Origin of the sequence: Klebsiella sp. RHBSTW-00215 (assembly GCF_014103785.1) — a bacterium.
In the GTDB taxonomy this organism is placed as follows: domain Bacteria; phylum Pseudomonadota; class Gammaproteobacteria; order Enterobacterales; family Enterobacteriaceae; genus Klebsiella.
Map to the genome: position 1 here is coordinate 3,175,590 of NZ_JABXQS010000001.1, position 16,171 is coordinate 3,191,760.

Below are 16,171 nucleotides of genomic sequence, written 5' to 3' on the forward strand. Positions count from 1 at the left end.
TCTCGCGGCGGCTGAAAAGGCTTAACGCCACTGATAGAGCAGCGGCTCCCCGGCAACATAGCGCTGAAGGTCGGCAGCAATCATCGCCGTATGTTTAACGATGCTTTCTCTCGTCGCCCCGGCGATATGCGGGGTGATAATCACGTTATCAAACTCGGTGACAAACGGATGGTCGCGCCACAGCGGCTCGCGATGGTATACATCCAACGCCGCGCCGCCCAGCGGGCCGTGGCGCAGTGCGTTAATTAACGCTTCTTCATCCACCACCGCGGCACGAGAGGTATTAATCAGCAGCGCCCCCGGCTTCATGCTATTCAACAACTGCGCGTTCACCAGGCCATCGCTGTGCGGGCCGCTACTCAGATGCAGGCTGACAATATCCGCCTCACGGAACAGACCCTCAAGCGTCGTTTTCTGTAGCCCCGGCTCGTTGATATCCTCGGCGGCGACAAACGGGTCCACCACCAGCACCGCCATGCCAAAGGCGCGGGCGATACGCGCCACGCGGCGGCCAATATTGCCATATCCGATCAGCCCCAGGGTTTTATTGCGCAGCTCGCTGCCTTTAAACACTTCATAAGGACTTTCCGGGCTGACGTCCCACACCACATCGCGGCGCAGCCCGCTCTGGGTGGCCTGGGCGGCGTTCTCGGCGTTAGTGAATTCACCGAGCTTCAGCGCCGCGTGCGATTGCGGAATATGCCGCGCCAGACTCAGCATCAGCCCCAGCGTCAGCTCTGCTGCAGCGTCCGCGTTGCGGCCCGGCGTATAGAGTACGCGGATATCGCGCGCCTGCGCGGCTTTGGTATCAATATTCACCGGGTTGGCGCGGGTGCAGGCGATGACCTGCAGACGCGGGCAGGCGGCAATCACCTCTTCCGTCACATCATCGTAGCTGGTCACCAGCACGTCAGCGTCGTGGGCCAGCTCAATCAGTTGGCCAGCGCTCAGCTTCGGTTTACCCAGCGCCCAACCTTCCACCTGCAGTTCACCCAGTTGCTGAAATGCACTGAGGTCGCCGGCGTGTTCGGCGGTAAAAACAATTTTCATATGCGTTGTTCCTGAGAAATACGTTGAAGCGCCTCGTGGCGGGCCTGCCAGACCGGGAGCATCTGCTCGCGCAGCAGGCGATAAACCGGATACAGAGCGGCATAACGGCTATGCGCTTGCGGATTAGGTTGATAACGAGTCTGCTCAAGCGCGGGGTAGCGGGTCAGCGCATCGACGCTGCGAGCCGCCAGAATCGCCGCTCCGCGCGCGCTAAGCTCGTTAAAAGTACTGGAAACCACCGTTCTGCCGGTGCAGTCGGCAATAATTTGCAGCCAGGTCGCTGACGCCGCCCCGCCGCCGGTCAGGTACAGCTCACCACCCTGCGGATAGCCCTGAAGCGAGTCGACGATAGCGTAAGCCAGTCCTTCAAACACCGCCCGCTGTAGCTGCGCGCGAGTGGTGTGCTGGCTAATACCAAAATACCCGGCCCGCGCTTCGGGACTAAAGAACGGCGCGCGTTCGCCGTTGAGATAGGGCTGCCAGAAGACGCCGCCGCTGCTCGGCTCAACGCTGGCGATGCTCTGTTCCAGCTGCTGTAAATCGGGATTCAGCGAAATCTGCTGCTGGAGCCAGTCGATATTTGGCGTTCCGGCCTGCATCGGAAAAAGGTTAATAAAGCTGCCCGCCTCGGTGTGGGTGACGTAGCGCGTCCCCTCGTTGACCGTTTGACGACCATGGCAGACGATGCCTGTGCAGCAGGTGGTGCCGAGAATGGTATAGATGTCGCCGTCGTTCACCGCGCCGCAGCCCAGCGCTGCGCTGCACACATCGAGCGCGCCAGCCGCCACCGGCGTCGCAACGGGAAGCCCGGTCAGCGCCGCGACCTCTTCGCGCAGCGTACCTGCCTGCGCGTCCGGTGCCAGCAGCGGCGGGAACAGATGGGCTAAACCCGCCAGCCCCATCTCATTGAGCACGACCCCGGATAATGTTCCGCTCTGCTGGTTTAGCAAAGAGGTACTGGCATCGGTGAGATCCAGCGCCGCAACGCCGGTGAGGCGAAAGCGGATCCAGTCCTTAGCGAAAAACAGATAGCGGGCCGCCGCCAGCCGTTCGGGCTGATGATGTTTGAGCCAGCATAGCTGCATGCTGGTGTTGCAGGGTTGCAGATGGGTGCCGGTATCGTCAAAGAAACGGCGGTCAAAACCGGGGCGGTTGAGCAGTTCGCTCATCAGCTCGCGGCTGCGGGTATCGCTCCACAGGATACCCGGCCCAACCGGTTCGCCCTCGGCGTCGCTAAGCCAAACGCCTTCGCCCTGCCCGGCAAGGCCTATTGCGCGTAAACGCCCTTTTTGCAGCGCCGGATGCTGAGCAATCTCGCGCAGAATCACCACCACCGACTGCCACAGCTGGGCCATATCCTGTTCGGCATAACCGTTAGCCGACAGGCGCGGGCCGGTATTCTGCGCCACGTTGGCGCACGCCTGAAAATGTTCATCAAACAGCACCGCTTTGACCCGCGAGGTGCCGATATCGATTCCGAGATAAAAATCCATGCCTGACCCGTTAGTGGAGAGAAATTTAGTCGCGCTCGTAGCGGCGACGCATCAGCTCGCACTCGAACAGAAACTCCAGTCCTTCCAGCTGACGACGGGCCTCGTTAATGTCTTTGCCCCAGCAGGTCAGGCCGTGGCCGCGCAGCAGGAAGCCGTAGCGCAGCGGGTTGGTCTGCGCATAGTCTTCAATGCGCGCCGCCAGGGCGTCGATATCCTGGTCGTTATCGAAAATCGCCACCGGTACGGTATCAAGGTGGCTATGCTGACCGGTCAGGGTTTTCTGCATCTCATAACCCTGCAGCGCCAGGGTGTCGCTTTTTTCAATGCGCGATAGCACGGTGGCGTTGACGGTATGCACGTGCAGCACAAAGTTGGCCTCCGGGAACAGGCGATACACCAGGGTATGCAGGCCGGTTTCGGCGGAAGGTTTACGCCCGGAAGGCGCTTTATTGCTGGCGATCTCAACCTGGAGGAAATCTTCTGTCGTCAGGCTGCCTTTATCGCGTCCCGACTCGCTGAGCCAGCACCAGGTCTCGTCCTGACGCACCGACATATTGCCGCCGGTGGCCGGTGCCCAGCCTTTCGCGCCGATCCAATGACAGGTGGTGACCAGTTGCGCGAGTCTTTCTTGCCACATAGCAGTTCCTTAGTTTAGCGATGTTATATTTAGCCGTCTAAATGGCTATTCACCCGATACTAACACCGCCAAGTCTAGTGAACAATATTTCAGAAAAGACTTACATTAGTAATGGTTATAATAGAATTGCATATGAAATTACTTTTTTAACAATAAAGAAATTGAATGTCTTCATGATGCCAACATTACCCACCATATGCTGCCAAAAAGATAGGGGATCGTTCCGCCAGGAAACGGCGCAAAATTGGCATCATTTGTCGATTCAGCCCTCCCTGTAGGTCGGGTAAGACGCCAGCCGCCACCCGACAGGAATGCGCGCAATAGCTCAATCCCACTGCTCCACGGCGGTGCAAAACATGTCACAGTGCACACATTTATGGCAAACATCGGCTAAATAACGCCATTTTATGTGCATAGTGCCCATACATCAGTGTTACCCCTGCCCCGATTTTGTTGGCATATCTCTTGCTATCTCTCTGGCATCGCCATTCGGATAGCCACTCAGAGGTTCCACAATGTCAAACAGCAATGATTTTCCGCTCGTCGAAGCGCCTGCCTCAGGGCGCAAAGGCGTATTTTCGATCTCCATGGTCCTGTTCAGCTTTACCTTTTTTACCGGCACGATGTTCGCGGGCGGCAAGCTTGGCGTCTCTTTTTCGATTGTGAACCTGCTATGGATTGCGGTTATCGGTAACTTTCTGCTGGCGCTATACGCCGCATCGCTCGGCTGGATTGCCGCGCGCAGCGGGCTGAATACCGTGCTGATGGGGCGTTTTTGCTTCGGGGAAATCGGCAGCAAGCTAGCCGATTTTATTCTCGGTTTCGCCGAACTGGGCTGGTACGCCTGGGGTACCGCGACGGTCGCCATCTCGCTGGTCAAAATCCTCGCCCTGCCCGAGGCTATGACCATTCCGCTGATGATCCTGTTCGGGATCCTGTTCTGCGTCACCGCGCTGGTGGGCTACAAGGGGCTGGATGCGCTATCGCGCGTGTCGGTGCCGCTGATGTTTATTCTGCTGGTCGTTTCTATGTATCTTGCCGCCCATCATGCCGGGGGCTGGCAGGCGATGACCAAAATCGAACCGGGCGAAACCATGACCTGGTCGGCGGCGATCACCATGGTGTTCGGCACCTTCGCCAGCGGCGCAACCCAGGCGACGAACTGGACTAGACTGGCCAACTCCAGCCGCACCGCTATCGTCGCCAGTATGAGTAGCTTCCTCGTCGGCAACGGGTTGATGATTGTTGCCGGGGCGTGGTGCGCTATCGTCTACCAGCAGGCCGACATTGTAGAAGTGCTGATTTTGCAGGGGCTGTCCGTCGCCGCGGTGGTGATGCTGTGCCTCAACCTGCTGACGATTCAGGGGCCGACTATCTATAACGTCTCGGCTGCCGCCTGCCATCTGCTGCGCAGCGAACGCCGCCGTACCCTGACCGTGGTCGCCGCTGGCGTCGGCATTCTGCTGGCCATTGGCGGGATGTACGAAATGCTGATCCCGTTCCTGGTGCTGCTAGGTAGTATCATCCCGCCTATCGGCGGCGTCATTCTCGCCGACTATTGGTTCTATCGCGGCGGGCGCTATCCGCTGCTGCAAACCGCCCGTTTACCGCGCTTTAACTGGTTGGGGCTCAGTGCCTACGCCGTCGGCGCGGTGGTGGCTTACCTGTCGCCGTGGATTGCGCCGCTGGTGGGGATTTCCGTCTCCGCGCTGGTCTACATCGCTCTGACCCGCCTGAGCAAACGCCAGCCCGCCGCTGACTCAGTTGCGGAACAGTAACCATGAGCCTGACGGTCAATGAAATCCTCGCGCTGGACGGGCTCTCCGCCATGCGCCTGCGCGCGGGTAAACAGGGCCTCCAGCTGGCGGTTCGCTGGTACTACGTGGCGGAAAATGAAAATATCGCTGAGTGGATCATGGGCGGGGAACTGGTGTTTATCACCGGGATCAACCATCCCCGCGATGAAGACAACCTGATTCATTTGCTGATGGAAGGCAAGCAGCGCGGGATCGCCGGAATGGTGATCCTGACCGGCGACGCTTATATCCACACGATCCCGCCGCGGCTGATCGTGCTGGCCGACGAGCTGGGCATTCCGCTGATCGAGCAGCCCTATCTGCTGAAGATGGTGATTGTGACCGAGCGCATCGGCACCGCGCTGGTACGCAGCGAGAATGCCCTGCAATCACAGCGCGATATTCTACTGCAGCTGCTAACCGGCGATTATCCCGACCTGCAAATCCTGCATCAGCGTGCGCTCCACCAGCAGCTGGATTTTACCCGCCCGCTGCGGGTGGCGGCACTGCGACTTGAGGGGATAGCGCGCCTGTTTCGCCAGTTTCCGCCCGAGCAGGCCGAAGCCTGGCTCCAGCAGGCCCGCCGCACCGTGCGCCAGCGCTTGCAGCAGCAGCTCAATCAGCAGGGCAACCCTTTTCCGCTGGTCGAGCGCAGCAATATGTTTCTCTTTCTGATCCCGGACGAGGAAGGCGAGTTTTATCAACAGAAAAAGTGGTTGGAGCAGTGGTTGCTGGCGCTGGCGGAAAGCGATGATAAGTTATCGCTGCTGTGTGGCCTTTCCGCACCGGTGCAGCAGCTGCAGGGCTATCCGCGCGCGCTGTCGCAGGCGCGTCAGGCGCTGGATCTTAGCGATACTTTGCGCCCGGCCCAACGCATCAGCGACTACCAGCAACTGGGCTTTATCAAACTGCTTTCCGCCGTCGGCGACCCCACCCTGCTAACCGACTTTATGCATGGCACCCTCGGCTGCCTGATCGAACCCGATCGCAAAAGCCCGTGGCTGTTAATGGAGACTCTGGAAACGCTGCTTCAGGAGAGCGGCAACGTAGTCAGGGCCGCCGAGCTGTTGGGGATTCACCGCAACACGCTGCATCAGCGCATCCAACGAATTGAAAAGCTGACAGGCTATCCGGTCAGCCATCCGCAATTTCATCTCAACGCCTCGGTCGCTTTAGCTATCTGGCGTATGTCGCAAAACCATTTACGGGAACAACCATGAAAATTATCAACGCGCGCCTGCGCCATAAAGAAGCGCTCTATACCCTGGATCTCCAGGACGGTTTGATTAAAAGCATCACCGCGCAGGCCGCCGCACAGGCGGTTGAGGCCAACGATATCGACGCGCAGCAAAAGCTGGTGATCCCGCCGTTTGTCGAACCGCATATCCACCTCGACGCCACCCTGACGGCGGGCGAACCGGAGTGGAATATGAGCGGCACGCTGTTTGAGGGCATCGCCCGCTGGAGCCAGCGTAAAGAGAGCGTCACGGTAGAAGATACGCGCCAGCGCGCGCTGAAAACGATCGGTATGCTGCGCGATAACGGCGTACAGCACGTACGTACCCATATTGATGTCACCGACCCCTCTCTGACGGCGCTGGAAGCCATGCTAAGGGTGAAAAAAGAGGCGGCCCATCTTATCGACCTGCAAATCGTCGCCTTCCCGCAGGAGGGCATCGAATCCTTCCCCGGCGGGCGCGAGCTGATGACCCGCGCTATCGAGATGGGAGCTGACGTGGTTGGCGGCATTCCGCACTACGAAAATACCCGCGACAAGGGCGTTAGCTCAGTGATGTTTTTGATGGATCTGGCCCAGCGCCACGGCTGCCTGGTGGACGTGCACTGCGATGAAATTGACGACCCGCAGTCACGTTTTCTGGAAGTGCTGGCGGAAGAAGCCCGGGTTCGCGGCATGGGCGCGCAGGTCACCGCCAGCCATACCTGCGCGATGGGCTCTTACGATAACGCCTACTGTTCGAAGCTGTTCCGCCTGTTAAAAGCCTCGGGGATCAGCTTTATCTCCTGCCCGACCGAAAGCATTCACCTGCAGGGGCGCTTTGATACCTGGCCGAAACGGCGTGGCGTGACGCGGGTGGCGGAGCTGGACCGCGCCGGGATCAACGTCTGCTTTGCTCAGGACTCCATTCAGGATCCGTGGTATCCGCTGGGCAACGGCAATATCATGCGCATCCTCGACGCCGGGCTGCACATCTGCCATATGCTGGGGTATGAAGATTTGCAGCGCTGCCTCGATCTCATTACCGATAACAGCGCCCGCGCGCTGTGCCTGGGCGATAACTACGGTATTGCCGAAGGGCGTCCGGCGAACCTGCTGATCCTTGATGCGGAAAATGATTATGAAGCCGTGCGCCGCCAGGCCAAAGTGCTGACCTCCATTCGCCATGGCGACATTATTTTGCAGCGCCAGCCGGAACAGATTTGCTATCCAAACTGATGTGTTAAACACCCGGCGGGTTAATCTGCCGGGCTAAAAATCACTGATGCGCTCCGGCCCTGCGCCGCTCACCTTCATCATGGCGGAAAAATGCTGCTGGATAAGCTGCGCCTTGAGCGGCTTAAACTGCGGGTCGTGCCAGTGGTCATGAAATTCATGCGGATCGTTATCTAAATCAAACAACTCCCCCTCTTCAGCATCGTGATAAACATTCAGCTTATAGCGGCCATCAAAATACATACTGCCGCGCGAACCGATGCTGCCGGGAAAGCCAAGCGCGTCAAAATATTCGCTCAGCACATAGGGCTTATGCTGATGCAGCGCGCTGTCACCGTTGAGCAAAGCGTACAGTGACAGTCCCTGGTTCTGCGCGGGCACCGGTAGCCCCGCGCTCTCCAGCAGCGTCGCTGGAATATCTACCAGCTCGACTAAGGCATTCGAGCGCCTCTGCGGCGCGAAACGCTGCGGCCACGAAACGATCAGTGGCACGTGCACCAGCCCTTCATAAAAGCGGCAGCCTTTGTAGAGTAGGCCGTGATCGCCCAGCATCTCTCCGTGATCGCTCATAAAGATAACCAGCGTATTCTGCCGCTGCCCGCTCTCATCAAGCAGCGAGGTCAGGCTGCCGACCAAATCGTCTATCTGAGCTATCATGGCGAAATAGGCCGCGCGAATGGCCTTCGCATCCCAGGATTCCGGCGGCGTGTCATGGCTGCCTTGCAGGCTTTCCCCCTCTACCGCCACGTTCGGATTGACAGCCTTTTTGGTCTGCTGGTCAACCCGCGTAAAGCGCGCCTGATGGGCCAGATCGCTTTCGGCAAACAGCGGTGGGCGAATGGCATCCGCATCAATACGCTGCAAATACGCCTGCGGTGGGTCAAACGGCGGATGCGGATCGTAGAGGTTAATGCTGAGGAACCACGGCGACTGCTGATGGCGGGAGATAAATTCTCGCGCCCGCTCTGTCGCCCAGGTGGTCTGGTGAAATTCCGCCTCAACTCCCGGATAAATCGCGCCCTGCGCGTGGGCGTATAGCGCCTGCGGATCGACACCTTTCTCTTCCAACCACGCCTGATAATCGTGGCCCTCCGGCCAGTCCGGGTGCGGATGCTGACTCCAGTAAAACTCATCGTAACCATCGTCGGGGCGTTGCTCTACGCCGTGCTGGCTGGCGGAAAGATGCAACTTACCAATCAGCCCGGTGCGATATCCCGCCTGCTGAAATGAACGAGGCAACAGATGCAGGTGCTCGGGAAAGCGGCGGTTGCCGTTGCGCTGTATTTGATACGCAATCGGGTACATTCCGGTCAGAAACGATGCCCGGCTGGGGGTACAAATTGGACTTTGCACATAGGCGCGTTCAAACAGCACTCCGGCAGCGGCAAGGTTATCAATGTGCGGCGTCTGCGCCCCGGGCGTCCCGAGGCAGGAAAGCGTATCCCAACGCTGCTGGTCGGTACATATCCATAAAATATTCGGCTGATTCATGGGCTATCGCTTACTGTTTATGGCCCGCATGTCAGCGGGCCGTCACGCCGAGGGTTAAACCTCGGAAGAAACGTCCCGGGGCGTTAACCCTAGCCGCTCAAAGGCTTCCGGCGGCGCATCATTTTTCGCCATTAAATCGACCATTAACTCGCTAAGCTGCTGCTCAACCACCGGGTCGTACAGCGGAGCAAGCTGCCCCGGGTCCTCAGCCAGGTCGTACAGGCGGGTCTCTTTTTCCAGGAGCGACCCCGGGCCGTAGTTGTTATACATCGGCGAGGTATCGATAACCGGCACTTTCAGCAGTGGAACGCCTTTGGTGAAGGGGAAAGGTGCAGCCAGCGTGGTATCCGCCAGCTCTTCGGTGCTAAAACGCGAGGTGATATGCGTTGGCATCAACGTGTACTGGTAAATCTCCTGCTCGCTGAGGTTTTCCGGGTAGCGGTGGTAGGTATAGCGGCCATCGGTCACGTTGACCGCCCCGCCGAAATAGCCAAAGAGAATGCCCTCCCGCAGCGCCCGATCCTGCGCCACAACCGGCAGCAGCGAGTGTCCTTGCATCTCCGCCGGCCTTTTCGCGCCGTGAATATCAAGGAAGGTGGCGGCAAGGTCCGGCGTCTGGGTCAGAGCCTGCCTGCGCTGCCCGGCAAAGTGCGCGTACTCAGGATGGTGAATAAACAGCGGAATATGCGCCACTTCCTCGTACATATTCATGCGGTTTTTCGCCCAAAAGTCATGCTCGCCCAGTAGGAAACCGTGGTCGGTGGAGAGCACCAGCGCGGTGTCCTTCCACAGGTCGTGTTGATCAAAATAATCCAGCACATCGCCAAGCAGCGAATCGCACAGCGCAATTAGCCGATAGTAATTGGCGCGAAGTTCCTCGCCCTCTTCCGGTAATTCATCGACGCGACCATAGCGCGGCCAGTCAAGAACCGGCCCGGTCCAGTCGGTGTTAATCACATTATAAAAACGCTCCGGGGCGGTAAATGGCTCATGCGGATCGAAGGTTTCAATTTGTAGGAACCAGTTGTCGGCATGGCGGTTGGTATCCAGAAACTCCAGGCCACGGGCAAAGCATTGCACCGAGGGAAAGTCTTTCTCTTCGCGGATATACTCCCGGTTGATGATATTCCGCGCTTTTAAATCCCGCCGTCCGTTTGAAAACTGCGAGGGATGATATTTTTCCCGCAGGCGCTCCCAGTGCGGCTGCACCATCGCCTTCCACGGGTCGCCCTCCTGGCCGCGAATAAACTCAAACGAATCATAACGGTTATGATAGGTCGCTCCGCCATCTTCGAAATAGTGGTTATGATCGGTGATCAGATGGCTGTAGACCCCCTGCTGATACAACAGCTCAGGGAAAGAGTTATCAAAGGGCTCCAGCGGCCCCCAACTACGGTGCAAAAAACTCAGGCGACCGGTCTGCATATCGCGTCTGGCGGGCATACAAGGCATGCTGCCGACATAGTGGCGATCGAACGCCACCGAGCGTTGCGCCAGACGGTCAAAGTTCGGTGTTGGCACATGCTGGCCGCCGTAAGGCGACAGAGCCAGCCGGTTTAGTGAATCAAACAGCAGGAAGACGGTACGCATTATTACTCCTTAGTCAGGGGAATTCTTTCGCCGCTTTCGGCATCAAACAGGTGAATGTGGCGAACATCCGGCAGCAGGCGGATGCTATCGCCCGGCTGGAGTTCAAGCCGCTGGCGGAAGGTACAAGTCAGGATTTCGCCGCCCAGACGGGCGTTGACCAGGGTCTCCACGCCGGTGGGCTCGGTAACGTCAACCTCAGCGGGCAGACCATCAGCAGAATTGAGGACAAAGTGCTCCGGTCGGATGGCGTAAATCAGCGCCCTTCCGGCAAGATGCGCCAGGTTATCCGCCAGCGGCAGAAGCAGACCGGAATCGCTGACAAAACCTTCGCCATCGTTAGAAATGCGACCGGCTACGCGGTTGATCTCCGGCGAACCAATAAATGAGGCGACAAACAGGTTACAAGGCCGGTCGTACAGCTCCAGCGGGGTCGCCACTTGTTCAATACGCCCCTGATTCATAATGGCGATCCGATCGGCGAGGGTCATCGCTTCTATTTGATCGTGGGTCACGTAGATCATCGTGGCGTCCAGCTGTTGGTGGAGTTTTTTGATCTCAAGGCGCATATCCACCCGCAGCTTGGCATCGAGGTTCGACAGCGGCTCATCGAACAAAAAGACCTCGGGGTTGCGCACCATCGCCCGACCTATTGCCACCCGCTGGCGCTGACCGCCGGAGAGCTCGCGCGGTTGACGCGCCAGCAGCGGCGTAAGCTGTAGCGCTTCGGCAGTAGCGTTGACCCGCCCGGTAATTTCCTGTTTTTTCACCCCTTTGATCTTCAGCGAAAAGCCCATGTTCTCCGCCACGCTCATATGCGGATAAAGCGCATAGTTCTGGAAAACCATGGCAATATCGCGCTCGCTGGCGGGTATCTCATTGATATCGCTCCCCTGGAGCAAAATTCGCCCATTCTCAACCTCCTCCAGCCCGGCGATCATCCGTAATAGTGTGGATTTTCCGCAGCCGGAAGGGCCGACGAGGACAATAAACTCCCGCTTTTCAATATGCAGATCGATATTCTGCAAGACCGTGACGTTGCCGTATTTCTTATTGACGCTCTCGATTGCAACCGCGCTCATTGGATTTTCCTTTTTAATGTCATGCCTTCACCGCGCCGGACAGTAATCCTTTGATGATAAAGCGCTGGCCCACCACGAGCAGCAGCAGTACCGGAATCGAAACCAGCAGGGATGAAGAGGCCATTTCCGCATAGCGAATCTGTTCATTTTGCGAAAAAGCAGTGATGTATACGGGCAGAGTTCGCGCCTGCTCCGAACTGAGAATTAACGCTATCGGAAAGTCATTCCACACAAACAGCAGCACCAGAATCGTCGTTGCGGTCATACCGGATCTAATCAGCGGTACGAAAACGTAGCGAAAGCGTTGCCAGTGGCTACAGCCGTCAACGCTGGCGGCATCCAGCAGCTCTTTGGGGATCTCGCGGGCAAACGTCACGCCCAGCCAGAGCGCCATGGGTAGCCAGGCGGCCACGCTGGCGATAATGATGGCAATCCGCGTGTCGTAGAGGCCCAGCTGGCGAAAAAGATTGAACCAGGAACCCACAAAGGTCACCACCGGCAACAGGTTGAACAGCAGGCACCAGCCAAGCAGAACCGCCCCTAACGCGGGAGGCAGCTTACGTACGGTGGTCAGCGCGTAGGCGGAAAACAGCGTCACGGCGACGATAATCGCGGTCGTGGTCAGCGTAATCACCACGCTGTTGACGAAATAAGCGCTAAACATCGAGCCGGGGTCGAATAACAGCTCACGCAAAGTATTCAGCGTCGGCGTAAACACAAAACGGGCGAGCAGAATATCGATTTGCTTTTTAAATGCGGTGCTCAATAACCAGATAAAAGGAAACAGCACCAGCACGGCGTACAACGTGATTGCGGCGCCACGACCAGCCGTAAACAACCGGGCGCGCCCGCGTAGCGATAGCAGCATCAGCTTATCCTCCGCTTACGTAAGCTCATCAATACCACCAGCAGCAGAGCAATAATGAAGAAGGTAAACAGGGACATCACTGCCCCCAGCCCCTCACGGTCCTCAATAAAAAAGGCGCGATAAATGGAGTAGCTGACCATCTCGGTGGCAGTACCTGGCCCCCCTTTGGTGAGCAGATAGATTTCATCAAAGACCTTGAACGAGAAGATGATGCGCAGCATCAGGGTTATCAATAACGCTGGCCACATCATGGGTAAAATGACGAAACGCAGGCGCTGCCAGCGGCTGCAACCATCCAGTTGGGCAGCCTCCAACACCTCGCGGGGCAGCGCCTTCAGGCCCGCAAGCAGCAGCAGGAAGGAAAACGGCGTCCAGTGCCAGACATCAACCACAATCACCGATAGAAACGCCAGCGATGGTGTTCCCAACCAGTCAGGCGGTACGATATCCAGTTGACTCAGTACCACGTTAAGCACCCCAGAGTCGTTGTTGAGTATCAGTCGCCACATCGCACCGATTACGATGGGAGAAATCACAATCGGCAGCAGCAGGATGGTTGTCAGTAAACGCGGCTCTTTCTTCATATCGTTAACCGCCAGCGCCAGCGCAAAACCGATAACAACTTGCAGCGTCACGGCAATAACAGAAAACGCCAGCGTATTGACCAGCCCCGGCCAGTAGTAGGGATTGGCGAGAAAAGCGCGAATATTATCCAGTCCAACAAACCGGGTGACGGCGCGTCCATCCTGCCAGCTCACCTCCTGGGTGATCAGGCTGAAAAGATGGATCACTGGGGTAACCATCAACGCGGCAATAATGACAATCAGCGGCGTCAATGCTAGCCACGGCCACCAGTCACGACGTTGATACCGCGAAGGGGCTATGGACCGGGGCACGGAGAGCGGTTGTCCAGACATGGCGATTATCCTTTGCTCGCGGCATCATCAGGCAGATCCGGCGGAAGCTGCGTTTGATAACCCGCCGCCGACAGCAGCTGATATACCTGATGTGCGGCGGTATTCAGCGCCTTCTCCGCCGACTGTTCGCCACTTAGCGCTTTGTAAAGCTGGAGCCCCAGCAGCGCGTTGATCTGGGCGGACTCCTTAACCGGGCTAATAATCTGCGCCTCGGCGGTCGCTTCCGTCAGCGAAGGTAAGAAGTTGAGCGGGTCTTTTGCAACGCCCACCAGGTCGGAACGTACCGGCACACCGCCAGATTCATACAGATAAACCTGACTGGACTGTTCTTCATACCATTTGAAGAAATCCAGCGCCGCCTGCTTGTTTGCCGCCGGAATATTCTGTGGGATACCGCCAACCCAGTGTCCTGCGGCATAAACACCCTTAGCTCCAGCGGGATGAGGAATAACCGTAACGCCATACTTGTCCGTAACGATGGAGCTATCCGGATTGCTCAGCGGGCCCCGGGCCGCCGCCACAATATTCGCCTGCGCGGCCTTCCCGGTGGCGAAAAGCTGAATTAACTCCCCCTGGGTTAATGCGCCAGGATTGCTGTAACCCGCTTTGGCAATGGCGATATAGTATTTAAGCCCACGCAACGTTTCCGGGCTATTGAGGATAATATTAAAATCACCTTCACGCGGATCCTTAAATATCCCACCACCGGCAGAGAGCAGAAAGGGTGAAATATCAAAAACGATATCCTGCGGACCACCACGAATCAAAAAACCATTCTGGCGCGGCGGCTGATGCAGTTTTTTGGTGTTTTCGGTTAATTCTCCCCACGTTTTCGGCGGGGTCAGTCCGGCCTTCTGGTAAATATCTTTGCGATAATAAAACAGCTGCGGATTCGCGGTAACCGGGAAGGTATAGAGATCGCCGGATTGTTTATTGAAAACCTTGCGCGCATTGTCCCAGTAAAGCGCATCGCCAAATGTCAGTACCTGCTCAGGCAGGCGATAATCGGCCTCAATGCTTTTAATCGGCGTAAGAAAACCGCCACCGTAGAACTCTCCTAACCAGTTGATATCTATCATAGTGATATCATAGACACCCTCCTTCGCCCGCACCGAACTGCGAATTTTATCGAGTAATCCGCCGTAGGGTACCGCATCAATGCTGACGTTATTTCCGGTGTCATGATTATATTTTTCGACTGTTTTTTTAAAGCCATCGAGCCATGGCGACTGGTTGATAACGATTTTAACATTGGCCGCATAGGCCGTAGATAAAGAAGGCAACGCCAGCATAGTTAATATCGCCGCGCCGGAAATATGCAAAAAATGGTTTCTTGCCACAGGTTTGACTCCGCAAGTTATAAATCGAACAATATTTATATTCAGCCCTGGTAATACAGATGAAATTAGCTTGCGGAAATAATTGCTGTCTATAACGCAGATAGCATAACTTATGCGTCACATGAATATGCTATAAAAAGAGAGTTTAGTTTTTTGTTTTATAAAGAATTTTTATTTTAGCCACACATATATCTATATTATTACAATGCTTAGTGAAATAAATGATTAGGAATAATATATATCAAAAGCTGACAGGGAAAGAGCGCCAACCCTCTGCTCGCCCGGGGATTTATGTGGTACCTTCTTACTACTTTTCGTTGCCGACCATGGCTCCCTGAGAACAACCCGTACCCTGACACTATGAGCGAAAAAAAATGGATTAAGGCTGAGGACGTTGCCCGACTCGCAGGCGTCTCTCGTTCGGCGGTTTCCCGTACCTTTACGCCCGGCGCATCGGTGGCGGATAAAACCCGGCAGAAAGTTCTCGCCGCTGCGGAAACACTCGGCTATCAGGTCAATATCATCGCCCGCACGATGATTACCGGCAGCAGCAATTTTATCGGCATCGTCACCGCCGGATTTGATAACCCGTTTCGCAGCAAGCTATTGTCGCCGCTGGTTCACCAGCTGGCGCTCAACGGCTTTATGCCGCTGCTGATGAACGCCGACGATCCGCAGCAGCTTGCTCCGTCGCTTAAACAGCTGCTGAGCTACCACGTCGCAGGGGTCATTATCACCTCCGGGGCACCGCCGCTGTCGCTGGCGGAAGAGTATCTGGAGCGAAAAATCCCGGTGACGCTTATCAACCGTCACGCCGACTTAACCGGCTGCGACCGCGTTTGCAGCGATAACGCCCAGGGAGCGAAACTGGTCGCCGATTTATTTACCCAGCGTCAGTGGCAACAGGCCGGTTTTATTGGCGAAAATCTGGATAACTTCAGCACCCGGCAGCGCTACGAAGCGTTTGTCGCCCATACTCAAGGTATGGACGTTGCCGCGCATTTCTGCGAAAGCGGCGGTTATCAGGCAGGCTTTGCCGCCGCCAGGCAGCTGCTCGCCGAACATCCGCAGCTCCAGGCACTATTTTGCGCCACTGATATGCTGGCGCTCGGCGCGCTGGATGGCCTGCGGGCAGATAACCCCTCCGCGCCCCTGCCGGCGATTATTGGCTTCGATGATATCCCCCAGGCCGACTGGCAACCCTACCAGCTCACCACCGTGCAGCAGAATACCGCCCTGCTCGCCCATCACGCGGTGGATCTACTGGTCACGAGGATCGCCAAATTCAGCCTGCCCTCGCGCCACCGCGAAGTACCCGTGAAATTAATCATTCGTCAAAGCGCAAAATGAAAATTTCATTTTATGCAGATGCGATCACAGAATAATCTTTAAGATCCCTCCACACTCATTTCGCCCTTCGGGGCTATTTTTTACACGCAAAATGCACACGTGTGCAAA

General features: G+C 56.8%; 13 protein-coding genes. 4 read left to right on the top strand and 9 right to left on the bottom strand.

The window, feature by feature from the left end; all coding sequences use genetic code 11:
• Positions 1-21: 21 nt before the first annotated feature.
• From HV127_RS15065 to HV127_RS15075, 3 genes are read right to left on the bottom strand one after another with little or no spacing between them, the layout of a single operon-like run.
• Positions 22-1,050 (bottom strand): 2-hydroxyacid dehydrogenase, encoded by a 1,029-nt coding sequence (locus HV127_RS15065; protein WP_182236974.1) that lies wholly within the window; start codon positions 1,048-1,050, stop codon positions 22-24.
• A complete protein-coding gene (locus HV127_RS15070) occupies positions 1,047-2,543 on the bottom strand; it encodes an FGGY-family carbohydrate kinase (RefSeq protein ID WP_182236976.1) in 1,497 nt (498 codons plus the stop codon). Before HV127_RS15070 ends, HV127_RS15065 begins: the two co-directional genes overlap by 4 nt.
• Positions 2,544-2,568: 25 nt before the next feature.
• The gene (locus tag HV127_RS15075; RefSeq protein ID WP_139538632.1) at positions 2,569-3,180 is read right to left on the bottom strand and encodes a methylthioribulose 1-phosphate dehydratase; all 612 of its coding nucleotides are present in this window, start codon (positions 3,178-3,180) and stop codon (positions 2,569-2,571) included.
• Positions 3,181-3,695: 515 nt separating this feature from the next.
• On the opposite strand from HV127_RS15075, the gene codB reads away from it, so the two are divergent.
• From codB to codA, 3 genes are read left to right on the top strand one after another with little or no spacing between them, the layout of a single operon-like run.
• Positions 3,696-4,958: a cytosine permease gene (gene codB, locus HV127_RS15080; protein ID WP_182236978.1), complete on the top strand. Its 1,263-nt coding sequence runs from the start codon at positions 3,696-3,698 to the stop codon at positions 4,956-4,958.
• 2 nt (positions 4,959-4,960) lie between these two features.
• On the top strand, positions 4,961-6,196 hold the full coding sequence (locus HV127_RS15085) for a PucR family transcriptional regulator ligand-binding domain-containing protein (RefSeq protein ID WP_182236979.1): 1,236 nt from the start codon (positions 4,961-4,963) through the stop codon (positions 6,194-6,196).
• Entirely contained in the window at positions 6,193-7,431 is a 1,239-nt protein-coding gene (gene codA, locus HV127_RS15090) for a cytosine deaminase (protein WP_139538629.1), read from the top strand. Before HV127_RS15085 ends, codA begins: the two co-directional genes overlap by 4 nt.
• 33 nt (positions 7,432-7,464) lie before the next feature.
• On the opposite strand, the gene HV127_RS15095 is transcribed toward codA, so the two are convergent.
• The 6 genes from HV127_RS15095 to HV127_RS15120 are packed head-to-tail and all read right to left on the bottom strand — an operon-like array spanning position 7,465 to position 14,713.
• Positions 7,465-8,919, bottom strand: a complete 1,455-nt coding sequence (locus HV127_RS15095) for a sulfatase-like hydrolase/transferase (RefSeq protein ID WP_182236980.1) — start codon at positions 8,917-8,919, stop codon at positions 7,465-7,467.
• Between the two features lie 54 nt (positions 8,920-8,973).
• Positions 8,974-10,509 carry a sulfatase gene (locus HV127_RS15100; protein ID WP_182236981.1) on the bottom strand — a complete coding sequence of 512 codons (1,536 nt, stop codon included), beginning with the start codon at positions 10,507-10,509 and terminating at the stop codon, positions 8,974-8,976.
• Positions 10,510-10,511: 2 nt separating this feature from the next.
• Positions 10,512-11,588 (bottom strand): sn-glycerol-3-phosphate ABC transporter ATP-binding protein UgpC, encoded by a 1,077-nt coding sequence (gene ugpC, locus HV127_RS15105; protein WP_182236982.1) that lies wholly within the window; start codon positions 11,586-11,588, stop codon positions 10,512-10,514.
• Positions 11,589-11,607: 19 nt separating this feature from the next.
• Positions 11,608-12,456: a carbohydrate ABC transporter permease gene (locus HV127_RS15110; protein ID WP_182236983.1), complete on the bottom strand. Its 849-nt coding sequence runs from the start codon at positions 12,454-12,456 to the stop codon at positions 11,608-11,610.
• The gene (locus HV127_RS15115; protein WP_182236984.1) at positions 12,456-13,373 is read right to left on the bottom strand and encodes a sugar ABC transporter permease; all 918 of its coding nucleotides are present in this window, start codon (positions 13,371-13,373) and stop codon (positions 12,456-12,458) included. Before HV127_RS15115 ends, HV127_RS15110 begins: the two co-directional genes overlap by 1 nt.
• Before the next feature lie 5 nt (positions 13,374-13,378).
• Positions 13,379-14,713 carry an extracellular solute-binding protein gene (locus HV127_RS15120; RefSeq protein ID WP_182236995.1) on the bottom strand — a complete coding sequence of 445 codons (1,335 nt, stop codon included), beginning with the start codon at positions 14,711-14,713 and terminating at the stop codon, positions 13,379-13,381.
• 360 nt (positions 14,714-15,073) lie between these two features.
• On the opposite strand from HV127_RS15120, the gene HV127_RS15125 reads away from it, so the two are divergent.
• Positions 15,074-16,063: a LacI family DNA-binding transcriptional regulator gene (locus tag HV127_RS15125; protein ID WP_182236997.1), complete on the top strand. Its 990-nt coding sequence runs from the start codon at positions 15,074-15,076 to the stop codon at positions 16,061-16,063.
• Positions 16,064-16,171: the final 108 nt, after the last annotated feature.